The organism is Pseudarthrobacter ribosi, assembly GCF_055412865.1.
Genome location: NZ_JBVAYZ010000005.1, coordinates 262073 through 284052 on the forward strand (window position 1 = coordinate 262073; position 21980 = coordinate 284052).

The 21980-nt window shown below is 67.7% G+C and carries 23 protein-coding genes; 13 read left to right on the top strand and 10 right to left on the bottom strand.

The window, feature by feature from the left end; translation table 11 throughout:
• Position 1 precedes the first annotated feature (1 nt).
• From ACZYZ5_RS07765 to ACZYZ5_RS07785, 5 genes are all read right to left on the bottom strand, one after another.
• Positions 2-817, bottom strand: coding sequence for a sugar phosphate isomerase/epimerase family protein (locus ACZYZ5_RS07765; RefSeq protein WP_463900638.1), 816 nt, complete (start codon positions 815-817; stop codon positions 2-4).
• Positions 814-1638 carry a triose-phosphate isomerase family protein gene (locus ACZYZ5_RS07770; protein ID WP_463900639.1) on the bottom strand — a complete coding sequence of 275 codons (825 nt, stop codon included), beginning with the start codon at positions 1636-1638 and terminating at the stop codon, positions 814-816. Before ACZYZ5_RS07770 ends, ACZYZ5_RS07765 begins: the two co-directional genes overlap by 4 nt.
• Complete coding sequence (locus ACZYZ5_RS07775) at positions 1625-2092, bottom strand: ribose-5-phosphate isomerase (RefSeq protein WP_463900640.1); 468 nt, start codon at positions 2090-2092, stop codon at positions 1625-1627. Before ACZYZ5_RS07775 ends, ACZYZ5_RS07770 begins: the two co-directional genes overlap by 14 nt.
• Positions 2089-3849 (bottom strand): dihydroxyacetone kinase family protein, encoded by a 1761-nt coding sequence (locus tag ACZYZ5_RS07780; protein WP_463900641.1) that lies wholly within the window; start codon positions 3847-3849, stop codon positions 2089-2091. Before ACZYZ5_RS07780 ends, ACZYZ5_RS07775 begins: the two co-directional genes overlap by 4 nt.
• A 90-nt stretch (positions 3850-3939) precedes the next feature.
• Complete coding sequence (locus tag ACZYZ5_RS07785) at positions 3940-5304, bottom strand: MFS transporter (RefSeq protein ID WP_463900644.1); 1365 nt, start codon at positions 5302-5304, stop codon at positions 3940-3942.
• A gap of 211 nt (positions 5305-5515) precedes the next feature.
• Between ACZYZ5_RS07785 and ACZYZ5_RS07790 the strand changes: the two genes are divergently transcribed.
• The 9 genes from ACZYZ5_RS07790 (at position 5516) to ACZYZ5_RS07830 (ending at position 12569) form a co-directional block, all read left to right on the top strand.
• Positions 5516-6274 (top strand): FadR/GntR family transcriptional regulator, encoded by a 759-nt coding sequence (locus ACZYZ5_RS07790; protein WP_463900645.1) that lies wholly within the window; start codon positions 5516-5518, stop codon positions 6272-6274.
• A gap of 147 nt (positions 6275-6421) precedes the next feature.
• Positions 6422-6724, top strand: a complete 303-nt coding sequence (locus tag ACZYZ5_RS07795) for an urease subunit gamma (RefSeq protein WP_463900647.1) — start codon at positions 6422-6424, stop codon at positions 6722-6724.
• 10 nt (positions 6725-6734) lie between these two features.
• Positions 6735-7064 (top strand): urease subunit beta, encoded by a 330-nt coding sequence (locus ACZYZ5_RS07800; RefSeq protein WP_463900649.1) that lies wholly within the window; start codon positions 6735-6737, stop codon positions 7062-7064.
• On the top strand, positions 7061-8821 hold the full coding sequence (gene ureC, locus ACZYZ5_RS07805; protein ID WP_463900651.1) for an urease subunit alpha: 1761 nt from the start codon (positions 7061-7063) through the stop codon (positions 8819-8821). Before ACZYZ5_RS07800 ends, ureC begins: the two co-directional genes overlap by 4 nt.
• A 19-nt stretch (positions 8822-8840) precedes the next feature.
• Positions 8841-9323, top strand: a complete 483-nt coding sequence (ureE, locus tag ACZYZ5_RS07810; RefSeq protein ID WP_463900653.1) for an urease accessory protein UreE — start codon at positions 8841-8843, stop codon at positions 9321-9323.
• Complete coding sequence (locus ACZYZ5_RS07815) at positions 9304-9993, top strand: urease accessory protein UreF (protein ID WP_463900655.1); 690 nt, start codon at positions 9304-9306, stop codon at positions 9991-9993. Before ureE ends, ACZYZ5_RS07815 begins: the two co-directional genes overlap by 20 nt.
• A gap of 34 nt (positions 9994-10027) precedes the next feature.
• Entirely contained in the window at positions 10028-10645 is a 618-nt protein-coding gene (ureG, locus tag ACZYZ5_RS07820; RefSeq protein WP_463900656.1) for an urease accessory protein UreG, read from the top strand.
• Positions 10642-11517 (top strand): urease accessory protein UreD, encoded by an 876-nt coding sequence (locus tag ACZYZ5_RS07825; protein ID WP_463900658.1) that lies wholly within the window; start codon positions 10642-10644, stop codon positions 11515-11517. Before ureG ends, ACZYZ5_RS07825 begins: the two co-directional genes overlap by 4 nt.
• A complete protein-coding gene (locus ACZYZ5_RS07830) occupies positions 11517-12569 on the top strand; it encodes a HoxN/HupN/NixA family nickel/cobalt transporter (RefSeq protein ID WP_463900660.1) in 1053 nt (350 codons plus the stop codon). The genes ACZYZ5_RS07825 and ACZYZ5_RS07830 overlap by 1 nt, the downstream gene beginning before the upstream one ends.
• 77 nt (positions 12570-12646) lie before the next feature.
• Here the strand turns inward: ACZYZ5_RS07830 and ACZYZ5_RS07835 are convergent, their stop codons facing one another.
• The 5 genes from ACZYZ5_RS07835 to ACZYZ5_RS07855 form a co-directional block, all read right to left on the bottom strand.
• Positions 12647-14014: an MFS transporter gene (locus tag ACZYZ5_RS07835; protein ID WP_463900662.1), complete on the bottom strand. Its 1368-nt coding sequence runs from the start codon at positions 14012-14014 to the stop codon at positions 12647-12649.
• An 82-nt stretch (positions 14015-14096) separates the two neighbouring features.
• Positions 14097-14567: an RpiB/LacA/LacB family sugar-phosphate isomerase gene (locus ACZYZ5_RS07840; RefSeq protein WP_463900663.1), complete on the bottom strand. Its 471-nt coding sequence runs from the start codon at positions 14565-14567 to the stop codon at positions 14097-14099.
• Entirely contained in the window at positions 14564-15520 is a 957-nt protein-coding gene (locus ACZYZ5_RS07845; RefSeq protein ID WP_463900665.1) for a ribokinase, read from the bottom strand. Before ACZYZ5_RS07845 ends, ACZYZ5_RS07840 begins: the two co-directional genes overlap by 4 nt.
• Positions 15521-15600: 80 nt before the next feature.
• Entirely contained in the window at positions 15601-16626 is a 1026-nt protein-coding gene (locus ACZYZ5_RS07850; RefSeq protein ID WP_463900667.1) for a LacI family DNA-binding transcriptional regulator, read from the bottom strand.
• 187 nt (positions 16627-16813) lie between these two features.
• Positions 16814-17557 carry a GntR family transcriptional regulator gene (locus ACZYZ5_RS07855; RefSeq protein WP_463900669.1) on the bottom strand — a complete coding sequence of 248 codons (744 nt, stop codon included), beginning with the start codon at positions 17555-17557 and terminating at the stop codon, positions 16814-16816.
• A gap of 107 nt (positions 17558-17664) precedes the next feature.
• Between ACZYZ5_RS07855 and ACZYZ5_RS07860 the strand changes: the two genes are divergently transcribed.
• The 4 genes from ACZYZ5_RS07860 to ACZYZ5_RS07875 form a co-directional block, all read left to right on the top strand.
• On the top strand, positions 17665-18423 hold the full coding sequence (locus ACZYZ5_RS07860) for a LamB/YcsF family protein (protein ID WP_463900671.1): 759 nt from the start codon (positions 17665-17667) through the stop codon (positions 18421-18423).
• Positions 18424-18521: 98 nt separating this feature from the next.
• Positions 18522-19859, top strand: coding sequence for an MFS transporter (locus ACZYZ5_RS07865; protein WP_463900672.1), 1338 nt, complete (start codon positions 18522-18524; stop codon positions 19857-19859).
• 45 nt (positions 19860-19904) lie between these two features.
• Entirely contained in the window at positions 19905-21590 is a 1686-nt protein-coding gene (locus ACZYZ5_RS07870; protein WP_463900675.1) for a 5-oxoprolinase subunit B/C family protein, read from the top strand.
• A partial coding sequence (locus tag ACZYZ5_RS07875) for a biotin carboxylase N-terminal domain-containing protein (protein WP_463900678.1) occupies positions 21590-21980 on the top strand: 391 nt, incomplete at its 3' end. The genes ACZYZ5_RS07870 and ACZYZ5_RS07875, both read left to right, overlap by 1 nt.

The following is a 21980-nucleotide window of genomic DNA, read 5'->3' on the forward strand; positions in this document are numbered from 1 at the left end:
TTCACTTGCTCCTTAGGAATTCGATGCTGTGCTGGGTCCACTGGTTTTCGAGGCGTATGGTTTCCGCCTCGGAGTCCTGCCACGGCAGCCAGTGTTCGACGATCTGGTTGATATTTCTTTGGTGGGGCTGGAACTTGCTGACCATGTACTCGTAGTCGAGCAGGCCTTCGCCAAGCGGCGCGCCGGCATAGGTGAATCCGACCCACCCGTCCTTGCGGCTGAACGCAAAGTCTTTGATGTGCATGTTGAGGACGTACGGCGCGACGGCGTCAATGACCTCGCGGGGCATCTCCAGCGCCGCGACCGTGTTGGCCGGGTCGCTGCAGATGCCCAGGTACGGGCTGTCCACGCGGCGGATGACGTCCAGGATCCGTGACGTGGGCACCTGTTCGTAGGTTTCCACCGCGATCTTCACGCCGGCGGCCTCGAACTCCGCCAGCACGTCCTCGAAAATCGCCGCCGCTTCCTCCGCCGTCGGGGTGTGGCCCGGGACGTTGAACATGGTGCGCAGCAGGGGCGAGCCCAGGATCCGGGCAATGTGCAGGAATTTCCGCAGGTGTTCCGGCCGGATGCCCTTGGTGCCGAGTTCGAGGGAAATGCCCAGCCGGTCCGCGGTGGCCCGGACGGCTTCCAGTTCGGAGTCCGTCATGACTTCCAGCGGGGCGTAGTCGCAGACCTGGAACAGGTCCACGCCCAGGTCCGCGGTCCGCTCCAGGGCCTCGTGGATGCTGAGCGGTTCGGACACCTTGTCCGAGAGCTGCCAAAAAAAGGCGTAGCTGCTCAGGCCTATTCGTGAGCCCGGTGCGATGCGGCTCATGCCGCCGCCCGCGCCGCGGTAAGCCGCGCGGCTGCCTCGTCCAGGATGGTCTTCAGCGCTTTCGGGTCGTGCGCGAAGCGTCCCAGGAAGAGGCCGGCGACGGCGGAGTCCAGCCGGGTGATCAGGCCGGGCCCGGCGCTGCCGCCGTAGATCACGCGGCTGTCCGCCTGGCCGGTCAGGGAGCGCAGGTGCGCGTCCAGGCCGGTGATGACGGCGCTGATGTGCTCCGGCGTCGCGGGTTCCGGGGCGCCGATGGCCCACTGGGGCTCGTAGGCCACGATGGTCCGGCCGGCGGGCCCCAGCGATTGCGCGCGGTTAAGGGCGGCGTCGATCTCCGCGGAGCAGCGGGCGACCGCTTCCTCCACGGATCCCCGCTGCCGTTCGCCGACGCACAGGACCGGCGTGAGGCCGTTGCGGTAGGCGGCGGCCGTCTTCAGCCCGATGATCCGGTCGTCCTCGCCGAAGATCCGGCGGCGTTCGGCGTGGCCCACTTCCGCGTACCGGCCGCCGAGTTCAGCAACGGTTTTGCCGCCGACCTCGCCGGTGAACGCGCCTTCGTCCTCCCAGAAAATGTCCTGGGCACCGGCGGCTGCCCCGGCGGTCCCGAGGATGCGGGCCGCTTCGGGCAGTACCGGCAGAGTGGGCAGCACGAAGAGTTCGATGTCGCCGTTCTGGACTGCCGGGTGCGCGAAGGCGATGGCGGCCACGTCGCGGCAGTAGTCCACTGAGCGCTGGTAGCCGAAGTACATTTTCAGGCTGACTCCGATGATGGCCTTGGGCGGGGCTGTCCCGCCAGCGGCGGGGTTATTAGGAAGTGACACCTTCATAGTCCTTAATCAGGGTGACTTTTCCGGCCGAGGCGGAGGTCTCGTCGAAGGTGTAGGTCAGCCATTCGCGGGCGAGCCGGCGGGCCAGTTCCAGTCCTACGACGCGCTGGCCGAACGTGAGGACCTGGGCGTTGTTGCTCAGGACGGAGCGTTCCACCGAGAAGCTGTCGTGCGCGGTGACGGCACGGACACCGGGGACTTTGTTCGCGGCGATGGCCACGCCGAGCCCGGTGCCGCAGACCAGCAGGGCGCGGTCCGCCTGGCCGGCGGCGATCAGTTCGGCGGCGGCGATGGCCACGGACGGGTAGGGGGTGTGGCTGGTGGCGTCCACCCCGACGTCGGTGACGGATTCGACCAGGTCGGAGGCCTCCAGGTCAGCCTTCAGGGCTTCCTTGTATTCGAAACCGGCGTCGTCGGCTCCAACAATCAGGCGCAGTTTGGCACTCATGCTTTCTCCTTTATGGTTGTCCGCTCGATGAGCGTGTTGTGGATGGCTCGGATGATCAGTGCCATGGACACGGCACCGGCGTCGGGGGTGCCGAGGCTCTTCTCGGCGTGCGGACGGGCGCGGCCCATGAGGGGCAGCAGCTGGGCGGTGTCCTCGGCGGCCTGCTCCGCAGTCACAGCGGCGGCGCCCCAGGCCTCGGTGAGGGACTTCCCGGCCCTTACCCCGGATGCCAGGGCGTCGCGGAACGGGACGAGGACGTCGACGAGGGTCTTGTCGCCGGGCTTGGCCTTGCCGAAGTCCATGATCGCGGCGGCGGCGCCGGCGACTCCGGCGGCGACAGCGCCGGCGTCGGGAGCCTTGGTATCGCCCACTGCGTCACCGACCGCCCGCAGGGCCATGCCCCAGAGGGCCCCGGATGTGCCGCCGGCCTTGTCGGCCCAGGCGTCCGCGGCGAAGTGCAGGGTCGTTGCAGCGCCGGCGCCCCGGGCGACGGCGTCCGTGGCGGCCTCGACGGCGGCGCGGACGCCGCGTTCCATCCCGATGCCGTGGTCACCGTCGCCGGCGATCGCGTCGATCCGGCCCAGTTCGTCGGCGTTGGCGTCCACCACGGCCTTCGCCGCACCGAGAGCGGCGAGGACACGGGCGGCACCGGCGCGGGACTCCTCCGTCGCGTCCGGTATGGACAGCTCGACGTCGGCAACCTCGGCCGAATCGGTGCTGTCCAGGGCGGCGGCCGTGACGGCGCCGCGGCGGAAGGCCGGGGCGTCGGCGGGGGCTGTCCAGAGGGTCTCGAGTTCGTCGTCGAGCCAGAACAGGGTGAGGGAGGTGCCGGCCATGTCGAAGCTCGTGACGAGCTCGCCCACCTGCGGGTCCACCGCGTCCAGGCCGGCTGCGGCGAGGAGTTGGGCGACGCGGCGGTAGACGACGAAGAGTTCTTCGTACTTGACACTGCCCAAACCGTTCAGGATCGGGACCACCCGCGGTCGGGCAGAAGCGCCGGCCGAGGCTTCGATTCCCTCGGGGATTTCGGTGAGGAGTTTGGCGACGAGGAGTTCGGCGAGCTCGTCCGCCGTCGGGATGTCCGTTTCTCCGATGCCGGGTTCGCCGTGAATGCCCATGCCCACGGCCATCCGGCCCGCGGGGACGGAGAACAGCGGGTGGTCGGCGCCCGGCAGCGTGCAGCCGGTAAAGGCGACCCCGAAGGAACGGGTGCGGTCGTTGGCGCGCTCGGCGATGTCCACCGTGGCGTCCATGGAATAGCCCGCTTCCGCGGCGGCAGCGGCCACCTTGAAGACGGTCAGATCGCCGGCGATGCCGCGGCGCTTGGTGCGGTCGGCCAGCGGGGCGGAGGAGACGTCGTCGGTGACGGCGATGCTGCGGCAGTCGATGCCTTCCTTGCGGAGGCGGTCCTGGGCCTGGTTGAAGTGCAGCACGTCGCCGGCGTAGTTGCCGTAGCCCAGAAGCACGCCGGCACCGTTGTTGGCGGCTTTCGCCACGTTGTAGACCTGCTGGGCGGAGGGGGACGCGAACAGGTTGCCCATTGCAGCGCCGTGCGCCAGGCCCTGCCCCACCAGTCCGGCGAATGCCGGGTAGTGGCCGGAGCCGCCGCCGATAACGAGCGCCACTGTATCCGGCGTGCTCCTGGTGTTGCGGACGACGCCGCCGGAAACGCGCTTCACCCAGCGGCCGTGGGAGGCGACGAAGCCTTCGATCATCTCGTCAGCGAAGGCTGCTGGTTCATTGAACAGGCGGGTCATGGGAAGCTCCTGGGCCCAACTAAGGGAAAAGTCGTGATTCGAATGTTGGTGCGGGAGCGTCCCCGGGTAAGGGGGACGCCCCCGGGTCTGTTACGGTTCGGCGTGGTGTCCGGCGCCCTTGGGATCAAGGGCCTCAGCGGGTATGCCTTCGCTCACCTTGCCGGTGCGGCCCAGGATCACCATGAGGACGGCGGAGAGGAGCATAAAGCCGCCGACGACGAACATCGGTACGGTGTAGGAGCCGGTCCAGTCCTTGAGCCAGCCGGTAACGAACCCGGCGCTGAAGCCGGCCAGGTTGCCCACGGTGTTGATCAGGGCGATGCCTGCTGCCGCGGCGGCTCCGGTGAGGAACTGGGTGGGAACGGTCCAGAAGTTCGGCAGCGCCGCGAAGATGGACATGGCCGTGATGGTGATGACGGCGATGGTCGCGGCCGGCGAACCGGCGAACAGGGCCAGCGGGATGCTCAGGCCGCCGATCAGGGCGGGGAGGGCAATGTGCCAGGTCTTGACGCCGCGCTTCGTGGCGTCCTTGGACCAGAAGTACAGTGCAAGGGCCGCGGGCACGTACGGGATGGCGGTGATCAGGCCCTTCTGGAAGACGTCGAACTTCGTGCCGTAGAGGCCTTCGAAGCCGGCGATGATGGTGGGCAGGAAGAACGCCAGAGCGTACAGGCCGTAGATGAAGCCGAAGTAGATGACGGACAGGACCCAGACCCTGCCGTTGGAGAAGACCGTGCGGACGCTGACGTGCTTGTTGCTCGCCGAGGTTTCCTTCTTTTCGGTCTCGAGGGCGTTGGTCAGCCACGTCTTCTCGTCCTGGTTCAGCCACTTTGCCTTGGCTGGGGAGTCGACGAGGTAGAACCAGGCGATGATGCCGACGATGATGGCCGGAATGGAGACGCCGAGGTACATGACGCGCCAGCCTTCGAGGCCGAAGAGGCCCTCCTGCTGAATGAGGAAGCCGGCAAGGGGTGCACCGATGACGGTGGTCAGCGGCTGGGCCAAGTAGAACAGGGCCAGGATCTTGCTGCGGTGCCGGGCCGGAACCCAAAGGCTCAGGAAGAGGATGGCGCCGGGGAAGAACCCGGCCTCGGCCACACCCAGGATGAAGCGCAGGACGTAGAGCTGCTCCACGCTGCTGACCCAGGTGAACAGCAGGGACACGAGGCCCCAGCTGACCATGATGCGGGCCAGCCAGCGGCGGGCGCCGAACTTGTGCAGGGCCAGGTTGCTAGGGACTTCGAGCAGGATGTAGCCGATGAAGAAGACGCCGGAAGCGAAGCCGAACTGGGCCGCCGAGAGGCCGAGATCCTCATTCATGCCGTTCGGGCCGGCGAACGAAATGGCCGTCCGGTCCAGGAAGTTGATGAAGAACATGAGGGCGACAAACGGCACCAGCCGGTGTGCCACCTTCTTAATTGCAGATCTTTCGACCACGGATTGTGTGGTGTCCACATTGACTCCTAGAGATTGGTTGCTGCGGCTCCCTGCGCTGGAGGCCTTCCGGTTTCGCCCGGTTGCTGGTGCCCGTGGGGGCTGCGATAGCTAAAGCGTGTGATTAAAACCATAAGCTTCGGCTCCGAATTGGTCAACCGGTTGAGGAATTATTTTTGGTCCTCTTTTTGACCTTGACTTCAACTGGTCATCCGGTTGTTACCCTTGGACTGTGTCTGCCACCTCTGCCGCTTCGGCCGCAAAAATCAGCGCCGCCCTCGGCTCCATGGAGCAGGGGTCGGTTGTTTCCGAGGTGGCCGAGCGACTCCTGGCCTACTTCACGAGCGGGGAGATCGCCGCGGGAACGCGGCTGCCCGGCGAACGTCAGCTCGCCGCCTCACTGGGCGTGGGGCGCTCAGCCGTCCGCGAAGCCCTGGCGGCCCTGGAGATCCTCGGCATCGTTGTGGTCCGGCCCGGCTCCGGCACCTATCTCCGGGACGGGATCTCGGAGCTGCTGCCGCGCACCCTGAGCTGGGGCCTCATGCTCGGGGAACCGCGGACCCGGGAGCTCGTGGAGCTCCGCGGTGGCCTCGAAGTCCAGGCCGTCCAGCTCGCGGCGGTCCGCATCACGGACGGAGCGCTGGCTCGCCTGCGCGGATACCTGGCCGCGATGGAAGCCAACCTGGACGACCTCGCGGCCTTCGTGGAAGCCGATGCTTCCTTCCACCGCGAAATCGCCGAAAGTTCCGGGAACCAGGTTCTGGCGGAACTCCTGCAGAGTATCCGCTCACTGCTGCGGATCTGGGTGGACCGGGCCCTGAATGACGAAGGGCATGCAGCGGCTGCCCTCAACGAACACCGGGAGATTTTCAACGCGCTGGAGCGCCGCGACGGGGCGGCCGTGACGGCCGCCATGCATTCGCATATGGGCACAGCGGCCCGCCGGCTCCTGGCCGGTTACGACGCGGAACGGAACGACGCGCAGGGCTGAAGCCCGGGATGCCGCAGCCGGCGCCGTCGGCGTCTGCAGCACCGGAGTTTGTGACGTCAGGAAACCTGCAGGAAACGTTCTCCGTCTACGCTGGCAACACCGCGGAGCCGCCAGGCCCGCGACCGCCGGCGTTGGAGGGATTCCGTCATGCATCTTCTGCCCCGTGAGCAGGAAAAGCTCATGATCGTGGTCGCGGCCGACCTCGCCCGCCGACGCCAGGCGCGGGGGTTGAAGCTGAACTTCCCGGAGGCGGTGGCCGTCATCAGCTACGAGCTGATCGAGGGCGCCCGGGACGGCAGGACCGTGGCGGAGCTGATGAGCTACGGCACCACCGTGCTCCGCCGCGAGGACGTCATGGAGGGCGTTCCGGAGATGATCCACGACGTCCAGATCGAAGCCACATTCCCGGACGGCACCAAGCTGGTCACCGTCCACGACCCGATCCGTTAGGGGTACGGCGATGATTCCCGGAGAATACGCCCTCAGCGCCGAGCCTGTCCTGATTAACGCCGGCAGGGAGGCGGTTGACGTCGTGGTGACCAACACCGGCGACCGTCCCGTGCAGGTGGGCTCGCACTTCCACTTTGCCGAAGCCAATGCCGCCCTGACGTTCAATAGGCGGGCCGCTTACGGCCGGCGCCTGGACATCCCGGCGGGCACGGCGGCCCGTTTCGAGCCGGGGGACAGCAAGACCGTCCGGCTGATCGAACTCGCCGGCCGTCGCGAGGTCTATGGCCTCAGCAACGCGGTCAACGGTTCGCTTACCCCGCGTGAAGGAGTGCGCACATGAGTTTCGAGCTTTCCCGCCGGCAGTACGCGGACCTGTACGGGCCCACGACCGGCGACTCCATCCGCCTCGCCGACACCGAGCTTTTCCTCGAAATCGAGAAGGACCTCACCGTGTACGGCGAGGAAGTGGTCTTCGGCGGGGGCAAGGTGATCCGCGACGGCATGGGCCAGAACGGCCAGGTGACCCGGGAGGAAGAGGTCCCGGACACCGTAATCACCAACGTCGTCATCCTGGACTACACCGGGATCTACAAGGCCGACGTCGCGCTCCGGGACGGCCATATCTTCCGGATCGGCAAGGCCGGCAACCCGCAGATCACCGATGGGGTGGACATCGTGATCGGTGCCAGCACCGAGATCATCGCCGGCGAGCGGAAGATCCTGACCGCCGGCGGGGTGGACTCGCACATCCATTTCATTTCCCCGGACCAGGTCCCCGCCGCCCTGTGCAGCGGCGTGACCACGATGATCGGCGGCGGCACCGGCCCCGCCGAGGGCACCAAGGCCACCACCGTCACCCCCGGTGAATGGCACATCCAGCGGATGCTGCAGGCGGCCGAGGGGCTCCCGATCAACATCGGCCTGTTCGGCAAGGGGCACGCGTCCGCCGTCGAGCCCCTGGCCGAGCAGATCCGCGCCGGCGCGATCGGGCTGAAAGTCCATGAGGACTGGGGCTCCACGACGTCCTCGATCGACACCTCGCTGAAGGTCGCGGACCTGTACGACGTCCAGGTGGCCATCCATACCGACACGCTGAACGAGTGCGGCTTCGTGGAGGACACGATCCGGGCCATCGACGGGCGCGTGATCCACACCTTCCACACCGAGGGCGCCGGCGGGGGGCACGCCCCGGACATCATCAAGATCGCCGGGCTGCCCAACGTCCTGCCGGCCTCCACGAACCCCACCCTGCCGTACACACGCAACACCATCGAAGAGCACCTGGACATGCTCATGGTCTGCCACCACCTCAACCCGGATATCCCGGAGGACGTGGCGTTCGCGGACTCCCGCATCCGCGCCGAGACCATCGCCGCGGAGGACGTGCTGCAGGATCTGGGGATCTTCGCGATCACCTCCTCGGATTCCCAGGCGATGGGCCGGGTGGGCGAGGTGGTGATCCGCACCTGGCAGGTCGCGGACAAGATGAAAAAGCAGCGCGGGGTGCTCAAGGACCCCCAGAGGGACAGCACAGGCGGCGGTATCCACGGCGCCGCGTCCGGACTGGGCGCGGAGAGCGACAACTTCCGCCTGAAACGCTACGTGGCGAAATACACCATCAACCCGGCCATCGCGCAGGGCATGGCGGACTCGATCGGCTCGGTGGAGGTCGGGAAGTTCGCGGACCTGGTGCTCTGGGACCCGGCGTTCTTCGGGGTCAAGCCGGAGCTGGTGCTCAAGGGCGGGCAGATCGCCTATGCGCTGATGGGGGACGCCAACGCCTCGATCCCCACCCCGCAGCCGCGCACCATGCGGCCGATGTTCGCCGCCTACGGCAAGGCCCTGCAGCGGTCTTCCATCACCTTCCTCTCCCAGGCCGCCATCGACGCCGGGGTCCCGGCGAAGCTGGGCCTGGAGAAGGTCATCCGGCCCGTGTCCGGCATCCGCAGCCTGACGAAAGCGGACCTGAAGTACAACGGCGCCACCCCGGAGATCGAGGTGGACCCGGAAACGTACAAGGTGACGGTCGACGGCGAGGACGTCACCTGCGCACCGTCCGAGGTGCTGCCCATGGCGCAGCGCTACTTCCTTTTCTAGGCGTCCAGAGGAGACAGGAATGATCATCGACAAGGTCCTCGGCAACACGCACGACGTTCCCCCGGGGCCGGACCCGTATGCCGGGCTTCACCGGGAAAAGGTCGTGCTTCCCAGCGCCCAGCTGGTCAAACGCGTCCAGCGCGTCACCACCGACCACGGCAAGGAACTGGGCATCCGCCTCCCCTCCGGTTCCGGGGACCTGCGCGACGGCGACATCCTGCACGTCGCGGAGGCCAACATGATCGTGGTGTCGGTGCTGCCCACCGACGTCCTTGTCATCGCGCCGCGCTCCATCCACGAGATGGGGGTGGTGGCGCATTCGCTCGGCAACCGGCACCTGCAGGCCCAGTTCTTCGAGGCCTCCTCCGAGTACGGCGCCGCCGTGATGGTCTGCCAGTACGACCACACGGTGGAGGACTACCTCAAACACGTCGGAGCGCCCTACGACCGCCAGGAGCGCGTGATGCCCGTCCCCTTCCGCCATGCCGAACACTCCCACTAACCCGGCGGTCTACCAGCTGGCCCTGCAGCAGCTGTGTGATTCGGCGCTGCCCACCGGGGCGTTTGCCCACTCGCTGGGGTTTGAGAGCTATATCGACCGCGGGCTGGTGCACGACGAGGAGTCCTTCGGGGTGTGGCTGGCGGCATTCGTGGGGCAGCAGCTGAGCTACTCGGACGCCCTGGCCATCAGGTTCCTCTACGAGGGCGTTCCCATTGCTGAACTGGATGCCTTGCTGACGGCCCAGCTGCTGCCCCGGCAGCTGCGCGAGGCCAGCATCAAGATGGGCACCCGGCTCCTCGAGATCGGCGCCGAGATCTTTCCGTCCCCGGAGCTGGCGGAGTACCGTGAGCTGGCAGGTTCCGGCCGCGCCGCCGGCCACCAGCCGCTGGCGTTCGCCGTCGTCGCGCGTTCCCTGGGGGTCCCGCTGCCCGGGGCCCTCGCCGCCTACCTGTTCGCCGCGGTCACGTCGCTGACGCAGAACGCCGTCCGGGCCATCCCGCTCGGGCAGAACGCCGGCCAGCGGCTGCTGCGGAAGGCGGCCGACGACGTCGCTACCGCGGTCAGGCGCGCCGGCACGCTGGACCGGTCCGACTTCGGCGCGGTCAGTCCCGGCCTCGAAATTTCGCAGATGCGGCACGAGCGTCAGCGTGCCCGAATGTTCATGAGTTAAGTCAGCCCCAAAAGAAATATGTCTGGAGAAGAATATGTCTGAGCCCATCAAAATCGGCATCGGCGGCCCGGTGGGCGCCGGCAAGACCCAACTCGTGGAGCGCCTCACCCGCCACATGAGCCGGGAAATTTCCATGGCGGCGATCACCAACGACATCTACACGATCGAGGACGCCAAGATCCTGGCGGCGAACGGGATCCTCCCGATCGACCGGATCATCGGCGTGGAAACCGGCGGCTGCCCGCACACCGCCATCCGCGAGGATACCTCGATGAACACCGCGGCCATCGAGGAGCTCAAGCGGCGGCACCCGGACCTGCAGGTGATCTTCGTGGAATCCGGCGGGGACAACCTCTCCGCCACCTTCAGCCCCGAACTCGTGGACTTCTCCATCTACATCATCGACGTGGCCCAGGGCGAAAAGATCCCGCGCAAAGCCGGCCAGGGCATGATCAAGTCCGACCTCTTCATCATCAACAAAACCGACCTCGCGCCGCACGTCGGCGCTGACCTCGCCGTGATGGAGCGGGACTCACGTGAGTTCCGGGGTGGGAAGCCGTTCTGCTTCACCAATCTCAAGACCGACGAAGGACTGGACCGCGTCATCGAATGGATGCGGCGCGATGTCCTGATGCTTGACCTGACGTCATGAGCACGACGGCGGCCGCTGAGCGTCCCGCGGTTGCCTCACCGATGGGGGAGCTTGAATTGCGGATCGCCGTGCGTGGTGGGCGGTCGGTGGCCGAGCATCAGTTTCACCAGGGCGCCCTGCGGGTTTTGCGGCCGCACTATTTGGATGACTCCGGGCAGGTTTGTTACGTCGTAGTGAATCCTGGCGGGGCGTATCTGGGGGCCGATCTCTACATCATCGACGTGGAGGTGGCAGACGGGGCGAAGCTGCTGCTCACGACGCAGTCGGCCACCAAGATCTACCGGACGCCGGGCTCCTTTGCGGAGCAGCGGATGCGGCTGCGGCTGGGGGAAGAATCGCAGCTGGAGCTGGCCCCGGATCAGCTGATCGCCTACCGGGAGGCCAGCTACCGGCAGAACACGCACATCACCCTGCACCCGACGTCGAGCCTGGTCATGTCCGAGGTCGTCACCCCCGGCTGGTCGCCGGACGGTGCCTCGTTCCAATACGAGGAACTGCGGCTCCGAACCGAAATCCGGGTCGAATCCGGGGGGAAGAGAGGACTGCTGGCCCTCGACAACCTGCTGATCCGGCCGCCGACCCACGACGTCACGGGGATGGGATTCATGGAGGGCTTCAGCCACGTGGGCTCCCTGATCGTGGTCGACCGGCGCGTCGACCAGGCCCTCGCGGACGAACTGCATGTGCTGACCGCCGGGCATGAGGCCTACACGGGAGTCTCATTGACTGCCACAGTTGAGGGCATCAGCGGTCTGGTGCTCCGGTCCCTCTCGAACAGCACCGAAGAACTCAACCGGCTCCTGGGCGCCTGCAGCGCCCTGCTCCGGCAGCGGTGGCACGGCACGGCGCCCCTGGACCTAAGGAAATACTGATGACCACGTTGACCGGAGTTACCGCCCTGTACCGTCAGCGCGAGCAGCTCCCGATGCGGACCCGGCTGTTGGTCACCTTCGGCGCGGTGCTGGCCCTGCACGCAGCCGCCGTCGTGCTCCTTCTGGCGGGTTTGGTGTCGGCCGGCGAGCCGCTCGCGCTGGGCCTGGTGCTGACTGCCTACCTGGCGGGTATCAAACACAGCTACGACTGGGACCACCTCGCCGCCATCGACAATTCGACCCGCAAGTTCGTGGCCCAGCGCCGGGACCCGGTGAGCGTCGGGTTCGCCTTCAGCCTGGGCCACAGCTCGGTGGTGATTCTGGCCGGGATCCTGGTGGTCGGCGGCGCCGCGATGGTGGGCCAGTTCATGGAGGACGGCAGCACCGGAAACCTCGTGCTGGGGCTGATCGGCAGCGGCGTCTCGGGGATCTTCCTGCTCGCCATGGGGCTGTTCAACGGATCCGCGTTCATCCGGGCCGCGCAGGCTTACCGGACGGTGCGGGGCGGCGGAGCAGTGCGGGAGGAGGATCTTGAGGCCAAGGGATTCGTGGCCCGGCTGCTGGCGAAACCCCTGTCCCGCGTCCGGCGGCCGCGGAACATCTACGTCATCGGCTTCCTTTTCGGGCTGGGATTCGACACGGCCACTACGATCGGCCTGCTGGTGATGGCGACGGCCGCATCGCTCGCCGGGGTATCCCCGCTGGCCCTGCTGGCGCTTCCGCTGGCATTCACCGCCGCCATGACCCTGTGCGACACCGCGAACGGCGTCGCCATGATGCGCATGTACAGCTCCGCCATCCACAGTCCGCAGCGGAAGCTGGGCTTCAATGCGCTGATCACCGGCATCTCCGCCGTGTCGGCCCTGGCCATTTCAGTCGTCACCCTGGGCGGGTTCTTCAACGCGGCCTTCGGACTTGAGGATCCCGTGACCAGCTGGCTGGGGGACGTCGAGCTGGGCGAGGCCGGCCTGCTGCTGGTGGCGTGCCTGCTGACGGTCTGGGGAGCTGCCTCTGTGCGTGGGCGGCTGGCCACGTCATGCCGGGGGACCTAGCCATCCTTCATAGCCACATGAGAAATGCGGCCCGGGTCCGCCCAAAAGGGCGGGCCCGGGCCGCATTCTCTCCGTTTCTAGCGGACGGAGGACGGTGCGGTCTGGTCCTGCACCGTGCCGGCCGGCTCGCCGGCGATGATGGCGTCCACTTCGGCCTTTTCCTTGGCGCCCCACGTTTCGCGGGTGTTCAGCACGCCGATCAGGCCAATCACGCCCACCAGGACGTACAGCGAGGCACCGCCGGCCCAGCCGAAGACGGAAGCCAGCAGCACGGCCACGAACGGTGCGAATCCGGAGATGGAGGCGGCAACCTGGTACCCGATGGAGGCACCGGACGTCCTGGTGTTGGTCCGGAACAGCTCCGCGAACCAGGCACCCTGCGTGCCGGTAAACGTGGCGTGGATGATGCCGATGCCAATCACGAAGGCCAGGGCAATCAGGAACGGATTGCCGGTGTTGCTGAGCAGGAACATCGGGAAGCCGAAGGCGATGACGGCGATGGTTCCGCCGAGGTAGAGCTTGCGGCGGCCGATGCGGTCGGTGAGAGCGCCGGCGATCAGCGTCACCGGGATGGCAAGGAGGCTGGCGATCACAATGCCGGTGAGGCCGACGGCCCGGTCATCGGGGTTGTTCTTGGTGATGTAGGACAGCAGGTACGTGGCCGTGACGTAGTACGCGCAGCTCTCCACAATGCGAAGTGAGATCACCCGCAGGATGTTTCGCCAGTCGTTCTTGATCACGGTGGTCAGGGGGTTCTTGACGATCGCGCCGGTGGCCTTGGTGTGTTCGAACTCGGGCGATTCCTCCAGCTTCATCCGGACAACCAGGCCGACGACGATCAGGATGGCGCTGGCGAGGAACGGCAGCCGCCAGGCCCAGTCGGTCTGCAGCGAGGCGGAGAGCAGGAAGGCGGCGTTGGCCAGGGTGATGCCCAGCGGGTTGCCCGCCTGCGGGATGGCGGCGAAGCGGCCGCGCTGTTTCCACGGTGCGTGCTCGAACGTCATCATGACGGCGCCGCCCCACTCGGCACCGAAGGCCAGGCCCTGGATCATCCGGATGATGACCAGCAGGATGGGGGCGAGGATGCCGACCTGCGCGTACGTGGGGAGGCAGCCGATCAGGACGGTGGCGATGCCCATGGTCAGCAGTGCGCCGACCAGCACGGGCTTCCGGCCGTACTTATCGCCGAGGTAGCCGCCGACGGCCCCGCCGATGGGCCTCATCAGGAAGCCCACCGCCAGCGTGGCGAAGGCCAGGAGCGTGCCGACAACGGGGTCCGTGTTGGGGAAGAAGACCTTGCCGAAGTACAGTGCCGCGGCCGTGCCGTAGGCCACGAAGTCGTAATTTTCCACGCAGGTGCCGGCGGCCGAAGCCATGGCGGTCTTAATCTTTCCGGGGGAACCGTGGGCGGCCTGGCGCGGCCGGTCAGTCATTGCTGCCGTCATGTTCGATATCTCCTTTGATATTGCTGGACAGCCCTGGGCGGCGTGCCGAAGGCCTGTTGAACTGCTGGTGGTGCCGGCCTCGTCAGATTTCGGCGGCCAGTTCCCGTGCTCCCTCGAGCTCCATCTCGCGCAGCTTCTCGACTCGCCGGATCGTGTCATCGTCGTTGTCAAACTTTGCGCCGAGGAAGGACTCCAGGACCTCCTTGGCGGTGGCCCTGCCGATCAGCCAGGCGCCCATGGCGATGGCGTTCGCGTCGTCGTGTTCCACGCTCTGATGGGCGGAGTAGACATCGTGACCCAGGGCGCAACGGATGCCCGGGATCTTGTTGGCGGCCATGACGGCGCCCACCCCGGTCCCGCAGACCAATACGGCCCGCTCGGCCCCGCCGGACCGGACCAGATCGCAGGTGGCTCGGGTGATGTCCGGGAAATCGACCGGGGCCTCGCTGGCTGCGCCGCAGTCGATAACCTCATGGCCGAGGTCTTCCAGGACGGACCGGACAAACGCCTTCAGGGGGAAGCCGGCGTGATCGTTGCCGAGTGCGATTTTCATGAGACTCCTTGGTACGGAATGACGGGGTTGGTGGTTGTGGGTGACGGCTGGGATGCCGGTATTTCATGTCGCCATGGAATGGATTCCATGGCACCGCTGCGCGTGACGGCGAGGGCCGATGCGCGGGTGGCGTGGATCAGTGCGGCGGGCAGCCGGCGGGGGCCGCCTGCGAGGGATGCGGCGAGGTAGCCCACGAAGGTGTCGCCGGCCCCCGTAGTGTCCGTGGCGGCTACTTTCGTCGCCGGGACGTGCACAGGGTTGCCGTCAAGGACCGTATGGGACCCTTCCGCTCCGGCGGTGCAGACGATGGCCGGACCGAGGAGTGGCGGGAGCGTCTGGACCAGGTCCCTGTGGCTCCCGCCTATCCCGGCGAGGCCTGCCAGGACTTGGATTTCCTGTTCGTTCACCACCAGGAGGTCGACGTCGTCGAGCAGCCCCTCGATCCGCCGGGGGGCCGGTGCGGCGTTGAGGATGACGAACGCCCCGCGGCTTTTCGCGGTCCGTGCGGCCTGCCGGACCAGCGGCGTCGGGATCTCCAGCTGCAGGATCAGGACGTCGCCGGCCTGTATGCCCGCGAGCCCCGCCTCGACGTCGTCGGCGGCGAGCCCCGCGTTCGCGCCCGGACTGACGATGATCTGGTTTTCGCCCTGGTCGTCGACCGCGATGACGGCCGTTCCCGTGGAGTCTGTACCGCTGACCCGTACATGACCGGCGTCGATGCGGGCCCCGGACAGGACCTCGAGGATCCGCCGTCCATGGGCGTCATCGCCGACAGCGCCGGTGAATTTCACCGAGGCGCCGGCGCGGGCCGCCGCGACGGCCTGGTTGCCGCCCTTGCCGCCGGGGCTGAACGTTGCGTCCGATCCCGGGACAGTTTCGCCCGCCCGGGGCAGGGAGCGGACGCGGATGTTCTGGTCGATATTGAGGCTTCCGACCACAAAAACCGTGCTCATTGGACCTGCTCCTTCGGTGGTGTCGGATGGTGCCCCAAGCCGCAAACCAGAGGGGTCGGACGGGACTGAAGCCGCTGCTGTCACGGCTGCCCCAGGCTGGGGCCAGTAGTGCCCGAGGAGGCGCGGACGATCAGTTCGCTGGGCAGGACGACCGATTCCGGCTTCTCACCGTCGATAACCTCGAGCAGGAGCCTGACCGCGGTCCGGCCCATCGCCTCCACGTCATGGGAAATGACAGTGAGCGGCGGATCCAGCAGGGAAAACCATTCGATGTCATCGAAGGCAATCAGGGCCATGTCCCGGCCGATGCGCAGCCCTTTCCGGTTCAAGGTGGCCAGCGCGCCGACGGCCATGGGGCTGTCGGCGGCCAGCAGCGCGGTCGGCGGCTGCGCGAGGCCCAGCAGGTGGTGCGCGCCGGCCGAACCGCTGGCGGACTGAAAGTCCCCGAAATACGTCAGGGCGGGGTCGGTGCTGAGCCCGAACTCGCGGGCGGCGCGGGAGAAGGACTTGAGTCGGTCCCGTCCTGTGGAGGTGGTCTGGGGCCCTGCGATGTACCCGACCCGCTCGTGGCCCTGGCGGGCTAGGTGTTCCACCGCCTGGCGGATGCCGGTATCACTTTCTGTCGTCACACTCGGGACGTCGATACCGTCGACGGTCCGGTCGACGAACACGGTGGGGATGCCCCGTTCCAGCAGGGCATGGAGGCTGGAGCTCCCTTCACCCTGGGGCGCGGCGATCACGCCGTCCACGCGCTGCGAAATGAAGGTGTCCAAATACCGGTCCTGCTGCGGAATGCTCTCGTTGGCGTTCCCCAACAGGGTGACAAGCCCCTCGGCGAGTGCCGCCTGCTCCGCGGCGTGTGCCAGATCGGCGAAAAACGGGTTGCGGACGTCTGAAAGGAGCAGCCCGATGACGTTGGTCCTGGTGGATCGGAGGGCACGGGCCTGGGCATTGGGATGAAAATCCAGTTGAGCGACTGCTGCGGCTACTCGCTGCCGGGATTGCGGCGATGTTGCCGGATTGCCGGACAGCACCCTGGACGCCGTGGCCGGCGAGACGCCGGCAAGTGCGGCCACGTCCTTGATGGTGATGGAAGGTCCTGTCACTGCTGCACACCTCATTGTGGGACTGCTCGTGGAATCGATTCCATGGAATCGGTTCCACAAGTATGTGATGCAAGTTACGAGGAGTCAATGGTTGTGGCATCCCGGCAGGATCTCGACGACAATTTCCATGCCGGTCATGTTTGTGGAGGCCCGTGCCGTCGGCATGCCGATGTGCCGCGGACGCCGCTCAGTCCCCGTGGACGGCGCTCTGCTTCTCCTCCGAGCGGTCCAGGTAGGCCAGCAGCAGGTCCCCGGCGCGGTCCAGATCGCCGGCTTCGAGCACCCTGCAGATCTCCTCGTTGTCGTCGAGATAGTTGCGGTAGAAATGCGCATCCACGGTGGCCTTGTGGAAGAACAGCCGCATCTCGGCCAGCACCTGGGCCATCATCGTATTGAGGCGCCGGCTCTCGGCCAGCGCCACGATTGCCCCGTGGAAGTGCTGGTTGGCGCTGCCGAGGGCTTCCTCGTCGTCCGCTGCCGCCGCGGCCCGGCCTTCCTCCACGGCCGCGCGGACCGCAGCCACGCGCTCGGGGCTTCCGCCACCGCGGATGGCACTCACTTCGATGAACCGGCGCACGGTGTAGACGTCATGGACGTCGCCGGGCCCCAGGCTTGCGACGAACACTCCCCGGTTGGGCTGCCGGACCACCAGCCGCTCGGCCGCGAGTTCGGCAAAGGCTTCGCGGACGGTGTTGCGGGAGACGCCCAGCTCCTCGGAGATGGTTGATTCGGTCAGCCGTGCGCCCGGCAGCAGGAGACCTTCGGCCAGCTGCAGCCGCAGCTCCGCCGCCACCCGGTCCGCCACCGAGGGGATGGCCACCCGCAAGCGGGCCGCCGTCCCCAGGGCGGCGCCGGCCGTGCCGGAGGCCCGCTTCCCGCCGGTGGAGGTCGAGCCGGGAATGCCGCGGAATCCTGCTTCGGAGCTCGTCATACATGAGAATTTACACGATCGCCACATCGTGGAATCGAAGAATTGTTGAACAATTTTTAGATTTGAGGCATCCTAGATAAGGGATACCAATGAGACGAGGATCACAAATGGCAACCATCGACCTGAACAGCGACGTCGGCGAGTCCTTTGGACGCTGGACCCTGGGAGACGACACGGCGATGTTCCGCTCGGTTTCGAGCGCGAACGTGGCCTGTGGATTCCATGCCGGCGATCCCAGCGTGATCCGAAAGACCTGCCGCGAGGCAGGTGCCGCCGGCGTAGTGATCGGCGCCCATGTCGGCTACCGCGACCTCGCCGGTTTCGGCCGCCGCTTCCTGGACATCAACCCGATCGAACTCGCGGACGACGTCGTCTACCAGATCGGCGCGCTGCAGGCCCTGGCCGCCGTCGAGGGCGGCACGGTTCGGTACGTGAAGCCGCACGGCGGGCTCTACAACACGATCGTGGAGCACACCGCGCAGGCGAAAGCCGTCGTCGACGCCGTGAAGTCCGTGGACCCGAACCTGCCGATCATGGGCCTGCCGGGCTCGGAAGTGCTCCGACTGGCCGAGGCCGCCGGCCTCCGCGCGGTCACCGAAGCCTTCGCCGACCGGGCCTACAACCCGGACGGCACCCTCGTGTCCCGCACGCTGCCCGGAGCCGTCCTGCACGACCACGCGGAGGTCACTGAGCATGTCCTCCGGATGGCCTCCGATTCCGCCGTCCGCACGATTGACGGTTCCATCCTGAAGATCCGTGCGGAGAGCATCTGCGTGCACGGGGATTCCCCGGGAGCCGTCACCATGGCCGCCGCCGTCCGCGAAGCGCTCACCGCCGCCGGTATCACCACCGCCGCGTTCGTCTAACCCGTCTGCGGCACCGCTTTACCGGCACCGCAACATCCAGCCGGCGACGCCTCACCACACCACCCAGCACAGGCAGCACCCCCACCCTGGAGGAAATCATGACCGCACAACACCAGGCCACCCCGGCCGCCAGCAAGAAGAAGCTGCCGCCCGGCGCTCTCAAGGCCTACGTCGCGAGCCTCACCGGCACCTCGCTGGAGTACTACGACTTCGCGATCTACTCCGTGGCCTCGGCCCTGGTGTTCCCCAAGGTTTTCTTCCCCGGCAACGACGAGTTCGTCGGCCTGCTGCTGTCCTTCTCCGCCTTTGCGGTGGGCTACCTGGCCCGCCCCATCGGCGGTGTGATCTTCGGCCGGCTTGGTGACAAGATCGGCCGCAAACATGTCCTCGTTGTCACCCTGCTGCTGATCGGCATCGCGACCGTGCTGATCGGCGCGCTCCCGGGCTACGCCACCATCGGTATAGCCGCACCCATCATCCTGGTGCTGCTGCGCCTGGCCCAGGGCATTGGCGTCGGCGGCGAATGGGGCGGTGCCGTCCTGCTCTCCAGCGAATTCGGCGACGCCAACAAGCGCGGCTTCTGGTCCTCCGCCGCGCAGATCGGCCCGCCGGCCGGCAACCTGATGGCCAACGGCGTCCTGGCCGTACTCGCCGCGACCCTCAGCACCGAGGCCTTCCTCTCCTGGGGCTGGCGCGTGGCCTTCCTCGCCTCCGCCGTCCTGGTGGTGTTCGGCCTGCTGATCCGGCTCAAGCTCGAGGAAACCCCCGTCTTCAAGGCCATCCAGGCCCACGGCGAGCAGCCCAAGGCCCCCATCAAGGAGGTCTTCACCAAGGAACCGCGCGCCCTCGTCGCCGCCGCCCTCTCCCGCGTCTGCCCCGACGTGCTTTACGCACTCTTCACGGTCTTCGTGGCCGTCTACGCCACCAAGCAGCTGGGCATGACCACCGGCAACGTGCTGGCGGCCATCCTGATCGGCTCCTCCTTCCAGCTGTTCCTGATCCCCGCCGCCGGTGCCCTCACGGACCGCTTCAACCGCCGCCTCGTCTACGGCATCGCCGCGGTCGGCACCGCCCTCTACATCCCGGTGTTTTTCTGGATGATCCAGGGCAAGTCCGTCGCCATGCTCACCCTCGGCGTGGTGATCGGCCTGGCCTTCCACGCCTTCATGTACGGCCCGCAGGCCGCCTACATCACCGAGCAGTTCCCGGCCCGGCTGCGCTACGCCGGCAGCTCGCTAGCCTACACCCTCGCCGGCGTGGTCGGCGGCGCAGTTGCACCACTGATCTTTACCGCCCTCTACGCCGCCACCGGCAACTGGTACCTGATCGCCGGCTACCTCGCGATCGCCTCAATCGTGACGGTCGTCGGCCTGGCCCTGGGCCGGAACCCGCAGATTGAGGAAGAAGAGCTGCTCCTGCAGGAAGTCCACGCCTAAGCGGCGCGGCCCCACCCGAAGCACCGTCAACGATGAAGGCAGCTCATGATTGAGACAGCAGGGCAAACACAGGCAGTAACGAAGGTCCGCTCCGTGCGGGCGGTGGGAACCCGCGCGGTACTGGCCGAGCTCTCCGGAACCCAGGACGTGCTGGCACTGCAGGCCCTGCTCGTTGAGAACCCGTTCCCGGGCCAGCTGGACGTCCTCGCCGCGGCCGAGACGGTGCTGGTCACCGCGGATTCGCCGGTGTCGGCCCGGCGGATCGCCGTGCGGCTGCTCCAGCTCGACCTCACCGCCCCCGCGCAGCGGGACGGCGAGCTGGTGGTCATCGACACCGTGTACGACGGCGAGGATCTCGCCGAAGTGGGGACGCTGACCGGCCTCGGCACTGATGGTGTGATCGCGGCCCACACCGGGCAGATTTGGACTGTGGCCTTCGCCGGCTTCGCCCCGGGCTTCGGCTACATGGTGGGCGAAAACCAGGTGCTCGAGGTGCCGCGACGCAGCTCCCCGCGGACCGCCGTCCCCGCCGGTTCGGTGGCGCTGGCCGGAAACTATTCGGCGGTATACCCGCGCCGCTCGCCCGGCGGCTGGCAGCTGATCGGCCGTACCGGCGCTTCCATGTGGGACCTGGACCGGGAACAGCCCGCCCTGGCCGCCCCCGGCCACCGGGTGCAGTTCCGCGCGGTCCGCGACATCGTCACGTTGGCGCCGGAACACCCGGCCCAAGTACCTGCCCCGAAGCTGGCGTCCGGACTGCGGGTCGTCGCGCCGGGGCTGCAGAGCCTGATCCAGGACCTTGGCCGCCACGGCCACTCCGGGCTGGGCGTCTCCGCGGCCGGCGCGCTGGACCGGGCCTCGCTGCGCCGGGCCAACCGCCTGGTCGGGAACGCGCCGTCGGCCGCCGCGGTGGAGACCGTCGCCGGCGGGCTTACGGTGCAGGCCGTCGGGGACCAGGTCCTCGCCGTCGCCGGGGCACCCGCGGAGCTGACCGTCGAGTCGCGCTACGACGCCGGATCCGACCTTGACGACGTCGAGGAGGCCGGGTCCGGTCCGACCTGGCGGACCGTCGCGATGGCAACCCCCTTCGCCCTGCTCGACGGCGAAACCCTGACCATCGGCGCCCCGGAGAGCGGCTTCCGCAGTTACCTCGCCATCCGTGGCGGCGTCGATACCGCCCCGGTGCTCGGCAGCCGCTCCACCGACACCATGTCCGGGATCGGCCCGGCCCCGCTGGCCGCCGGCCAGCTCCTCGCCGCCGGCGGGGAGGCTGAATCCGGTGTCGTAGGCCACCCCGAACTGCAGCCGGAGTACCCGGGCACCGGCGTCACCGTGCTCGACGTCGTCCCCGGCCCCCGCGCCGACTGGTTCGACACCGCGGCGCTGGACTCGTTCACGACCCAGGACTGGGAAGTGAAACCGCAGTCCAACCGGGTGGGCATGCGCCTGCAGGGAACCCCGCTGCAGCGCACCCGCCAGGGCGAACTCGCCAGCGAGGGCACCGTCGCCGGGGCCCTGCAGGTCCCGCCGGAAGGGCTCCCCGTGCTCTTCCTGGCCGACCACCCGATTACCGGCGGCTATCCGGTGATCGCCGTGGTGGTCGACTCCCAGCTGGACCGCGCCGGTCAGGTCCCGATCGGCGGGAAGGTCCGCTTCCGCTGGGCCGAATCCACTCTCACCGAGAACGCCACCCCCCAACCCGTCACCCCCGAACAAGAAGCGAGTAACTGATGCGCAAGGTCCTGATTGCCAACCGCGGTGAAATCGCCGTCCGCATTGCCCGGGCCTGCGACGACGCGCAGCTGGCCTCCGTCGCCGTCTATGCGGACATCGACGCCGACGCCCTGCACGTCGCCGCCGCGGACGAGGCCTACGCCCTGGGCGGCAACTCGCCGGCCGACACCTACCTCAACATCCCCAAGCTGCTCGCCGCCGCGGCCGACTCGGGCGCCGACGCCGTCCACCCGGGCTACGGCTTCCTGTCCGAGAACGCCGACTTCGCCCAGGCCGTCCTCGACGCCGGCCTCACCTGGATCGGACCCAGCCCGGACGCCATCCGGCTGCTCGGCAACAAGATCACCGCCCGCGAAACCGCCGTCCGCGCCGGCGCCCCGCTGGTCG